The sequence below is a fragment of the Mesorhizobium sp. M1E.F.Ca.ET.041.01.1.1 genome (genome assembly GCF_003997355.1).
Taxonomy (GTDB): Bacteria; Pseudomonadota; Alphaproteobacteria; order Rhizobiales; family Rhizobiaceae; genus Mesorhizobium.
Genome location: NZ_RZSL01000184.1, coordinates 1 through 10,270, shown reverse-complemented (window position 1 = coordinate 10,270; position 10,270 = coordinate 1). Strand labels below are relative to the sequence as shown.

The window sequence follows — 10,270 nt, the reverse complement described above, 5'->3', positions numbered from 1 at the left end:
GAGCTTCACGGCATTCTCGGGGATACCTTTTTCCTTCTCCAGGTCCTCGTCCATGATCGGCAGCGGATAGTCGCCGAGCGAGATGCGGGTCACCTCGGCGCCCTGCATGGCGAGTTCCTTCTGCGCCACGTCGGCCGTCCTGCCGCTGAAGGCACCGGTGCGGATCGAGCCGGCGAAGACGAGAATTCTTGGGATCACTGCCATCGGCCACCCGGGAGAAATAGGGGAGTAGGGGAATAGGGCAGTAGGGGAGTAGGGAAAAGTCCGGAAATCGAGCCGTTCATTCCCCTACTCCCCTACTGCCTTACCCCCCTACTCCCTTCTCGTCTAATGCCCTTCGCGCCGGTAGATCCAGAGCTGCGTCGGCGGGATGTTGCGGATGATGAAGTCGAAATGCTTGACCTTGTAATTGCCGCGGCCGGGCGGGATCGGCGACAGCGGGCCATAGGTCAGCTGCACGATCGGCCGGCCGGCCGGGATGCGGTCGAGCAGGCTTTCGATATAGGCGATGCGCTGGGCGACCGGGAAGTTGAGCAGCGGCACGCCGGAAACGACCGAATCGAACACCATGTCGCGCTTGTCGCCGAGCGTGGCGTCGAGGTTGAAGGCGTCGCCCTCGATGACGTTGACGCGCGGATAGAGCCGGCGCAGGTGGCGCACGAAGTCGGTCGAGTATTCGATCGCGTAGAGATTTTCCGGCTTCACGCCCTGGGCCAGGATGGCCCGGGTGATGACGCCGGTGCCTGGTCCGACCTCGAGCACCGGCAGTCCCGATTTCGGGTTGACGATCGAGGCCATCTTGCGGGCGGTGATCGAACTGGTGGGGACGATCGAGCCGACCGCCTTCGGCATGTCGATCCAGCCTTTGAAGAACTTCAGCTCGTCGTCGAATTTTTCCGCCAGCGCTTTGCGCAACCCGGGACCACGTGCCATGCGAGCTCTCCTCAACGCTCCCCACCCGCTACTTATCAGCTAGGTGGAACAAGGCAAGGCGTCAACCTGGCATAAGGTGTTGATGACGCTCGGGAATGTTGCCGGATAACGGTCAGCTGTCGCCAAAGGACTCGAAAAAGTCCTTCATGCGGGCGAAGAAGCCGCTCGACTGGGGCGAGTTGTCCTTCGACGAGAGCTGCTCGAACTCTTCCAACAGTTCGCGCTGGCGGCGCGACAGGTTCTGCGGCGTTTCGACCGCCGTCTGGATGTAGAGGTCGCCGACATTGGGCTGGCGCAGCACCGGCATGCCCTTGCCCTTCAGCCGGAACTGGCGGCCGTTCTGGGTGCCTTCCGGCACTTTCACCTTGGTCTGCGTGCCGTCGAGCGTGGTGACCTCGAACGAGCCGCCAAGGGCGGCGGTCGTCATCGAGATCGGCACCTTGCAATAGAGGTCGGCGCCATCGCGCTGGAAGAATTCGTGCGGCTTGACCGCGAGGAAGATGTAGAGGTCGCCGGAAGGACCGCCGCGCAGGCCGGCCTCGCCCTCATTGGCAAGCCGGATGCGGGTTCCGTCCTCGATGCCGGCGGGGATGTTGACCGACAGCGAACGCTCCTCGGTGACGCGGCCCTGTCCGGCGCATTTCGAGCAGGGGTCCTTGATCGTCTGGCCGCGGCCATGGCATTGCGGGCAGGTGCGCTCGATCGAGAAGAAGCCTTGCGTGGCGCGCACCTTGCCGTGGCCGTGGCACATGGCGCAGGTGACCGGCTGCGTTCCAGGCTTGGCGCCGGTCCCTGAGCATTCCGAGCAGGAAATGGAGGCCGGCACACGGATTTGCGCCGTCTTGCCGGAGAATGCCTCCTCGAGCGAGATCTCCATATTGTAGCGCAGGTCCGCCCCGCGCTCGCGGCCGCCTGACGAGCGGCGCTGGCGGCCGCCCATCATGTCGCCGAAAATGTCTTCGAAGATGTCGGCGAAACCGCCGGCGCCGAAGCCGTGCGCGGCGCCGTTCATGCCGCCCTGCTCGAAGGCGGCGTGGCCGAAACGGTCATAGGCCGCGCGCTTCTGCGGGTCCTTCAGCGTCTCGTAGGCCTCGTTGATTTCCTTGAACTTGTGCTCGCAGGCGTGGTCGCCGGGATTGCGGTCGGGATGGAACTGCATGGCGAGCTTGCGGAAAGCGCTCTTGAGCTCCTTGTCGTCGGCGCCTTTTTGCACGCCCAGGGTTTCGTAGAAATCAGCTTTCATTTTTTCCCGCGGTCCGGATGCTCAATGTCTTCAAGCATTGTTGCGTCGTTTGCCGGCACGTTGTTGGATTTAGGAGCGATGCTGCCCGGATGCTAGTAGCGAGCCCGGCTCGGCCCATGTTTTCCGTCACTTTTTCGCCCAGGGTTGCAAAAAAGCCCGGCTCTGCGCCGGGCTTTCTACAGCGCCGCGCGTCCTCTCGGACCCGCAAAGGACGCTGTAGCGCTTTTGAATTGGCGCATGATCCTTTCCAAAATCGATACCGATTTTGGGGTCGTGCGCATGATCTGCCGTCGGCCGGCTCAGGCCGACTTCTTCTTGTCGTCGTCTTCGTCGATTTCCTCGAAGTCGGCGTCGACCACGTCCGAATCCTTGGCGGCATCCGCCTTGGCGTCGGCTTCGGCCGCTTCCTTCTGCGAGGCCTCGTACATGGCCTGGCCAAGCTTCATCGAAGCTTCGGCAAGTGACTGCGACTTGGCCTCGATGTCGGCTGCATCGTCGCCCTCGGCGGCGGTCTTCAGCGCCGCGATCGCGTCGGCGATCGCGGTACGGTCGGCCTCCGAGACCTTGTCGCCATACTCCTTCAGCGACTTTTCGGACGAATGCACCAGCGACTCGGCCTGGTTGCGGGCCTCGACGAGGGCACGGCGCTTCTTGTCGGCATCGGCATTGGCCTCGGCGTCCTTCACCATCTTCTCGATGTCGGCGTCGGACAGGCCACCGGACGCCTGGATGCGGATCTGGTGCTCCTTGCCGGTGCCCTTGTCCTTGGCCGAGACATTGACGATGCCGTTGGCGTCGATGTCGAAGGTGACCTCGATCTGCGGCACGCCGCGCGGGGCCGGCGGAATGCCGACCAGGTCGAACTGGCCGAGCAGCTTGTTGTCGGCCGCCATCTCGCGCTCGCCCTGGAAGACGCGGATGGTCACCGCCGACTGCGAGTCCTCGGCCGTCGAGAACACCTGGCTCTTCTTGGTCGGGATCGTGGTGTTGCGCTCGATCAGCCTGGTGAACACGCCGCCCAGCGTCTCGATGCCGAGCGACAGCGGCGTCACGTCGAGCAAGAGCACGTCCTTGACGTCGCCCTGCAGCACGCCGGCCTGGATGGCGGCGCCGAGCGCCACGACCTCATCCGGATTGACACCCTTGTGCGGCTCCTTGCCGAAGAACTGCTTCACGATCTCCTGGATCTTGGGCATGCGGGTCATGCCGCCGACCAGGACCACTTCGTCGATCTCGCCCGCCTTCAGGCCGGCGTCCTTGAGCGCCGCCTTGCAGGGGTCGATCGTGCGCTGCACGAGATCCTCGACCAGGCTCTCGAACTTCGCCCGGGTGAGCTTCATCGTCAGGTGCTTCGGCCCGGTGGCATCGGCGGTGATGAAGGGCAGGTTGATCTCGGTCTGCGTCGTCGACGACAGCTCGATCTTGGCCTTTTCGGCAGCCTCCTTCAGGCGCTGCAAAGCGAGCTTGTCGTTCTTCAGATCGATGCCTTGTTCCTTCTTGAACTCGGCCGCCAGGTACTCGACCAGGCGCATGTCGAAGTCCTCGCCGCCGAGGAAGGTGTCGCCATTGGTCGACTTCACCTCGAAGACGCCATCGCCGATTTCCAGCACCGAAATGTCGAAGGTGCCGCCGCCAAGGTCATAGACGGCGATGGTCTTGCCGTCCTTCTTCTCGAGGCCGTAGGCGAGCGCCGCCGCCGTCGGCTCGTTGATGATGCGCAGCACCTCGAGGCCGGCGATCTTGCCGGCGTCCTTGGTCGCCTGGCGCTGGGCGTCGTTGAAATAGGCCGGAACGGTGATGACCGCCTTCTCGACCTTCTCGCCGAGATAGGCTTCCGCCGTTTCCTTCATCTTCTGCAGGATCATGGCCGAGATCTGGCTGGGCGACTGCTTCTTGCCGCCGGCCTCGACCCAGGCGTCGCCGTTGTCGCCCTTGACGATCTTGTAGGGGACAAGCTTCTTGTCCTTCTCCGTCACCGGATCGTCATAGCGGCGGCCGATCAGGCGCTTGACCGCGAAGATGGTGTTTTCAGGATTGGTGACCGCCTGGCGCTTGGCCGGCTGGCCGACGAGGCGTTCTCCGTCGCTGTTGATGGCGACGATGGAAGGGGTCGTGCGCGCGCCTTCCGCATTCTCGATAACCTTGGGCTCCTTGCCGTCCATGATGGCGATACAGGAGTTGGTGGTTCCGAGGTCGATACCGATAACTTTTGCCATTGTTCTAGTCTCTCCGCTAAGCAGGCTCTCAGGACCCTGATAAGGCGTTCCGACGAAAGCCCCTGTTCACAAGAATTCCGCCACGGTCCCGGATTTTCAAGGCCGGACGGCTGGCGCGTATATAAGAACAGGCGGCACGGCGCGCAAGCATTCTGCGCAAGGTGGCTGCTGTCCGGCAGGGGCTCGGGAACCGAGCCGGCCCGTCACCAGCCGGGGTCGATCCGGATTTGCCCTATCTCATTGCCCAGACAGGATTTTTCCCGAACGGAACATCGTCGTCATGCATCAGCCGCATGGCGGGCGGGAGAAGCTTTGCCCTGGGGGCGTGACTTTGGGTCGCGAATAAGCCTGAAAACATCTTTTGCCGCCATGTGCCGGCAATCAGCCGGCGGAGAAGATAGAACGCTTGGCAAGCGAGGCATGCGGGACTACGAATAAGGCAGGATAAGGCAGATCGCTGGCACGAGCGCCGGCTTGGATCATGCGCGCGAAATCGATCCTGATCGTGGTACTTGCCGGGATGCTCGCATTCTCCGGCTGCACCACAGGCGGTGGGTTGCAGAGTTCTCCCTTAGCCTATGGCGGCCTCACCGACGCCGGTTTCCGCATCCCGCCGGTTCCGATCTACAAGGTCGACCAGAAACTCCATCGGCAGACGGTGCCTTATGCAACCGACGAGGCGCCCGGCACCATCATTGTCGATACAGGAGCGAAATTCCTCTACTACGTGCTGGGAGACGGTCAGGCGCTGCGCTACGGCATCGGCGTCGGCAAGGCGGGCTTCGAGTGGCATGGCACCGCGCACGTCGCGAGGAAGCGCGAATGGCCCGATTGGAGCGCGCCGTCCCAGATGATCGTGCGCGAGCGCAACCGGGGCCACATCATACCGGCCCATATGGAAGGCGGACTTATGAACCCGCTCGGCGCGCGGGCGCTCTATCTCTACAATGAGAAGGGTGACACCGGATATCGCCTGCACGGCAGCCCCGAATGGTGGTCCATCGGCAAGGCAGTGTCGGCGGGCTGCATCCGCCTCATGAACCAGGACATCATCGATCTCTACGACCGCGCCCCAATCGGCACCAAGGTGATCGTCATATAGATGCCGCGTTGCGGTCTTCCCGCGGCCGCTCCAATACCGACTAGTTTCGGAACGCCTCCGTGCAAAGCGCGCGCAGCTTCGGGAAGATGTTGCTTCCGCCAGCGATCACTTGCGTCCCCTGGCTGACGACCGTCCTCGGGTCCGGCTTCAGCACCGTGCCGCCCGCCTCTTCGACCAGAAGCATGCCGGCAAGGCAGTCCCAGGCATTCATGTGTTCCTCGACATAGCCGAGCAGCCGGCCGGCTGCCGCGTAGGCAAGCATCAGCGCGCCGGAAGCGTTTCTGAAGAAGACGCCGCCTTCGGCCATGATCATGCTGATCAGCACCGCCACATGTTCCGTGGCCGCACGGTTCGAAAGCCCGGTTCCGACCGAGCCTTCGGAAAGCGAGGTGGCGGCGCTCGCCTTGATCGGCCGGCCGTTGACGAAGGCGCCGCCGCCAAGGCGGCCGTGGAAGGTCTCGCCGGTGGAAGCCTCATGGATGACGCCGACGATGGTCTCGCCGTCCTTGGCGCAGGCGATCACCACGCACCAGGCGGGAATGCCGCGCACGAAATTGGCGGTGCCGTCGATCGGATCGATCACCCAGACATGGCCGGTCCTGCCGGTCACCGGCGCATGCTCCTCGCCGACGATGCCATCATTCGGATAGGCTTCGGCGATGGCCGCGCGGATGAAGAGCTCGACGTTCCGGTCGCCGTCGGAGACCAGGTCCTGATGGCCCTTGCTCTCGATGGTAAGATTTTCGAGATCGCGAAAATATCTCAGCCCAAGCTCGCCGGCGCGGCGCGCCAGATCGATGGCGAAATGCATGCGCTGGTCGAGATCGTCGGTCACGGGGAAGGCTCGCGCTTAAGGAGGGTGGCCTGCCCTTAAAGCAATTCCAGGAAAAGTGTGAAACGGTTTTCCGTCCGGAATTGCGTAAAAACAAACAGCTGGCAGACGAGTGTGTCAGGCAAAGCCAGTGAGTCGGTCAGGCGGCTTGCGACATCGACTTGTGGACGTCGGACAGAATCTCGAAGGAGCGCACCCTTGCCGCGTGGTCGAACATCTGCGCCGTCACCATCAATTCGTCGGCGCCGGTGCGGCGCACGAAGGCGTCGATGCCCTGGCGGACCGTTTCCGGCGAACCGACGACGGCGCAGGACAGCGCCTGGGAAAGCATGCTCTTCGCCACCGGATCGAGGTCGCGGTCATAGTTTTCGACCGGCGGCGGCAGTTGCCCGGGCCGGCCGCTGCGCAGATTGACGAAAGCCTGCTGCAGCGAGCTGAACAGCAGCCGCGCCTCGGCGTCGGTGGGTGCTGCGAAGACATTGATGCCGAGCATCACATAGGGCTTGTCGAGCTGGGCCGAGGGCTGGAAGCGGGTCCGATAAACCTCCAGCGCGTGGTCGAGTTCGGCCGGCGCGAAATGCGAGGCGAACGCATAGGGCAGGCCAAGGAGCGCCGCGAGCTGCGCGCCATAGAGGCTGGAGCCGAGGATCCACACCGGCACGTCCTGGCCTTCGCCCGGCACCGCGCGGATGCGTTGGCCTTCCTCGGCCGGCTGGAAATAGCCCATCAGCTCGACCACGTCCTGGGGGAAGTTGTCGCTGGCTTCCAGATTGCGGCGCAGCGCCCGCGCCGTCATCATGTCGGTGCCCGGCGCGCGGCCGAGGCCGAGGTCGATGCGGCCCGGAAAAAGCGCGTTGAGCGTGCCGAACTGCTCGGCAATCACCAGCGGCGCATGGTTGGGCAGCATGATGCCGCCGGCGCCGACGCGGATCGTCCTGGTGCCGCCGGCGACATGCGCGATGACAACGGAAGTCGCCGCGCTTGCAATGCCCGGCATGTTGTGGTGCTCGGCAAGCCAGTAGCGCTTGTAACCCAGACGCTCGGCATGGCGGGCAAGGTCGAGCGAATTGGCCAGCGACTGCGAGGCATTGCTGCCGAGGGTTATCGGCGACAGGTCGAGAACCGAAAGGGCTGCCATAGATCAGGTCTCCATGATGGTCTTCTGCCGCAGCCGCGCCTCGAAGGCGGCGCGGTCGGGGATGACGATGGCGAGCTGGTTCTCCAGCACGTCGGCGAGTTCGGCGGCGCTCGCGATCTCCCGCTGCTCGGTGCGACCTCCGAGATGATGGGTCGACAACCGGTTGTTGCGCAGCGCGTAGCGCCGGTCGGGCAGGGCGCGCGCCGCGACCAGGGTCGACAGGAAATGCGAGGTCGGATGGGTCGACAGGAAATGGCTGCTCACCTGATAGTCGACCTCGTAGGCCCGCTGCATGTCGAAGCGGTAGAGCGTGCGCCAATCGTCGCCGATATTGGCCTGCAGGCGAAAATGATCGCTGGCCTCGTGGATGCGGAACGCCTCGTGCGGCGTCCGCTGTTCGAGATCCGGCTCCAGCAGCAGCGGCGCCGTCAGCGTCAGGCCGCCGAAGCCCACATCGGCGATGTAGATTTTGCCGGCGAGATCGACGCGCAGCAGCATGTGGCTGCGCGCCGTGACGGCGTCGTCCGGCTGGCCCCAGAGCACGCGGGCGGCGAGCCCGCTCAAATTGAAGCCCAGCGCTCCAAGCGCGTGCATGAAGATCAGATTGTGCTCGAAGCAGTAGCCGCCGCGGCCGCGCCGGAAGATCTTGTCCTGCAGCGAAGCCGGATCGAGCCCGACCGAGACGCCCATCAGCGCATCGATGTTCTCGAACGGGATCGCCTGCGGATGAGCCAAATGCAGCGACCGCAGCGTGACGAGCGTGCTGTCGGTCGGCCCGCCATAGCCGATGCGGGCGAAATAGGCGTCGAGATCGAAGTCGCTCATCAAGGCAGGTCCGGCATGACCGGCCCGATATAGGCACTCCCCGCCGAGGCCGCAAACGATGGACCACGCCTCGGATTGGGACTGGCCTAGCCTGCGGCCTTGTGATCGTTCTCGGCCGGCTCGTCGTCGATGACGAAGGTCTGCTGCGCCGCCAGGAAATTGCCGACATGGCTGAGGCCGTCGAAATGGTCGCAGAAAACCTTGATGACCACCAGCAGCGGCACCGCCATCAGCGCGCCGACGAAACCCCACAGCCACGACCAGAAGGCGATGGCGATGAAGATCGCCACCGCGTTGATCTCGAGCCGCCGGCCGACCACCGTCGGGGTCACGAACTGGCCCTCGACGATATCGCACAGCAGCACGAAGGCTGGCGCCAGCAGCGCGTAGGAGATCGTATCGAAGCTGATCAGCGCGATGACCGTCACCAGGAGGATGGTCATCAGCGCGCCGACATAGGGCAGGAAATTGAGCAGCGCCGCGGCCGCGCCCCAGACCAGCGGGTTCGGCATGCCGAGCCCCCACAGGCCAAGCCCGATCACCGTGCCGAGGCCGGCATTGATGACCGTGACGGTGAGCAAATAGTGCGAGATCTCGCTCTCGACGTCATAGACGACGCGCAGCGCCCGCTTCTTCTGGCTGAGGCTGGTGAAGGACTGGACGATCTTCTCGTAGAACAGGGTGCCGGAGGCGAGCAGGAACAGCGACAGCACGAAGACGATGGTGATGCTGGTGCCTGCCCCTAAGATATTGCCGGCTGCGGTGGGCAGGATGCCCGACGACGCCACCGCGACCTTCTGCACACCCGGTTCCTGCGAGGTCTCGGTCAGCGCTTCCAACTGGCGCGAGATATCGATAGCCCTTTCCAGCGGCCGCTTGAACGGCGCCAGCCGCTCGGTGAGCTGCTGGCCGATCGACGAGGTGTTGTTGATGAGGTCGATGACCGGGCCGCTGAGCAGATAACCGGCGCTGGCGACGAAGAAGACCGAGAGCAGCACCAGCAGCGTCGCGGACAGCGCGTCGGGAATGCCGTGCTTGCGCAGGAAGCGCACGATCGGGGTCAGCGTCAGCGCCAGCAGGAAGGCGAGGATGACCGGCATGAAGAAAGCGCGGGCGAAATAGAGCGCGAATACCGTCAATAGAATGAAGATGCCGATCAGCAGCGATCGCATCAGCCGCAATTCGGCGCGGGCGCCGGTCGGCGGATCGACGCTCTCGGCAACGCTCGCGCCCGAAGCGGTCGTTTCGGCTTTCATCAGTTTCCCGTCGAGCACCGCTACCGGTGCAATCGTCGAGAAAAACGTGTCCGCCGCGCCAAGGTTCCGTTAGAGCAATTCCAGGAAAAGTGCGAGGCGCTTTTCCGTCCGGAATTGCGTTAAAACAAAGAGATAGAGCCTTCGTCGGCGGTGTCTTCAGGCGGGCGCCGCTGCGGTGGGCGTGGCCTTCGCCGTCTCCTTGCGCACGATCGGCGCCACTCTGGTGCCGTAGAGCTCGATCGCCTTCATGATCTTGGCATGCGGCATGGCGCCGATGGCCATCTGTAAGAGGAAGCGGTCGTTGCCGAAGATGTTGTGCTGGGCGACGATCTTTTCCGCCACAGCTTCAGGATTGCCGACGAACAGGGCGCCGCTTGGACCCCGCGCGTGGTCGAAATGCGCCCGCGAGGTCGGTCCCCAGCCGCGCTCGCGGCCGATGCGGTTCATCACCTCGGCCTGTGGTCCGTAGAAATCGTCGGCCGCCTTCTCCGTGGTCTCGGCGATGAAGCCATGCACGTTGAGGCTGGTGGCAAGCGAGGCCGGGTCGTTGCCGGCCCGCCTTGCCGCCTCCCGATAGATCTCGAACAGCGGCGCGAAACGGGCCGGCTCGCCGCCGATGATGGCAAGCGCAAGCGGCAGGCCGAGCGCGCCGGCCCGTGCCGCCGACTGCGGCGTGCCGCCGATCGCGATCCAGATCGGCAATTTTTCCTGGAAGGGCCGCGGAT

The 10,270-nt window shown here is 64.1% G+C and carries 10 protein-coding genes; 1 reads left to right on the top strand and 9 read right to left on the bottom strand.

Annotation, left to right across the window (positions count from 1 at the left end):
* From EOA38_RS16820 to dnaK, 4 genes are all read right to left on the bottom strand, one after another.
* The coding region (locus tag EOA38_RS16820) for an NAD(P)H-dependent oxidoreductase (protein WP_145965982.1) at window positions 1-204 on the bottom strand (204 nt) is incomplete at its 3' end.
* A 123-nt stretch (window positions 205-327) separates the two neighbouring features.
* A complete protein-coding gene (gene pmtA, locus EOA38_RS16815) occupies window positions 328-933 on the bottom strand; it encodes a phospholipid N-methyltransferase PmtA (RefSeq protein WP_127299731.1) in 606 nt (201 codons plus the stop codon).
* Window positions 934-1,045: 112 nt separating this feature from the next.
* Complete coding sequence (dnaJ, locus tag EOA38_RS16810) at window positions 1,046-2,176, bottom strand: molecular chaperone DnaJ (protein WP_127299730.1); 1,131 nt, start codon at window positions 2,174-2,176, stop codon at window positions 1,046-1,048.
* Window positions 2,177-2,475: 299 nt separating this feature from the next.
* Window positions 2,476-4,392, bottom strand: coding sequence for a molecular chaperone DnaK (gene dnaK / locus EOA38_RS16805; protein ID WP_126090947.1), 1,917 nt, complete (start codon window positions 4,390-4,392; stop codon window positions 2,476-2,478).
* 481 nt (window positions 4,393-4,873) lie between these two features.
* Here dnaK and EOA38_RS16800 point away from each other — a divergent pair, with 481 nt between their 5' ends.
* A complete protein-coding gene (locus EOA38_RS16800; RefSeq protein ID WP_127299729.1) occupies window positions 4,874-5,494 on the top strand; it encodes a L,D-transpeptidase in 621 nt (206 codons plus the stop codon).
* 40 nt (window positions 5,495-5,534) lie between these two features.
* Here EOA38_RS16800 and EOA38_RS16795 read toward each other — a convergent pair whose 3' ends face one another.
* The 5 genes from EOA38_RS16795 to EOA38_RS16775 all read right to left on the bottom strand — a co-directional run.
* Complete coding sequence (locus EOA38_RS16795) at window positions 5,535-6,329, bottom strand: inositol monophosphatase family protein (RefSeq protein ID WP_127299728.1); 795 nt, start codon at window positions 6,327-6,329, stop codon at window positions 5,535-5,537.
* A 136-nt stretch (window positions 6,330-6,465) separates the two neighbouring features.
* Window positions 6,466-7,464, bottom strand: a complete 999-nt coding sequence (locus tag EOA38_RS16790; RefSeq protein WP_127299727.1) for an LLM class flavin-dependent oxidoreductase — start codon at window positions 7,462-7,464, stop codon at window positions 6,466-6,468.
* 3 nt (window positions 7,465-7,467) lie between these two features.
* Window positions 7,468-8,289 (bottom strand): arylamine N-acetyltransferase, encoded by an 822-nt coding sequence (locus EOA38_RS16785; RefSeq protein ID WP_127299726.1) that lies wholly within the window; start codon window positions 8,287-8,289, stop codon window positions 7,468-7,470.
* 86 nt (window positions 8,290-8,375) lie between these two features.
* Window positions 8,376-9,545, bottom strand: coding sequence for an AI-2E family transporter (locus tag EOA38_RS16780; RefSeq protein WP_127299725.1), 1,170 nt, complete (start codon window positions 9,543-9,545; stop codon window positions 8,376-8,378).
* 156 nt (window positions 9,546-9,701) lie between these two features.
* A partial coding sequence (locus EOA38_RS16775; protein ID WP_127299724.1) for an LLM class flavin-dependent oxidoreductase occupies window positions 9,702-10,270 on the bottom strand: 569 nt, incomplete at its 5' end.